Annotated in this window: 1 protein-coding gene; it reads left to right on the top strand. The window is 69.6% G+C overall.

Annotation, left to right across the window (positions count from 1 at the left end; translation table 11 throughout):
- Positions 1 to 227 (top strand): phage holin family protein (locus tag AC5RUU_RS19705; RefSeq protein ID WP_493976879.1); only part of this gene is annotated, 227 nt, incomplete at both ends.

Raw genomic sequence — 227 nt, 5'->3', positions numbered from 1 at the left:
GGAGCTGGCCAAAGCCGAAGCGAAACAGTCAGCCACCAAGGCCGGGAAGGGCGGCGGCATGCTCGCCGGCGCCGGCGTGGCCGGACACTTCGTCCTGGTCTTCCTGTCGCTGGCGCTGATGTTCGCCCTCGGCGCCCTGATGCCCCTGGGCTGGGCCGCCGTGATCGTCGCCGTGATCTGGGCCATCATCGCCGCCATCCTGGCCAGCATCGGCCGCAAGGAACTCA

This window comes from Arthrobacter sp. K4-10C (genome assembly GCF_059090085.1).
Note: the sequence above shows the minus strand (reverse complement) of the source record. Positions and strands in the feature narration are given on the sequence as shown.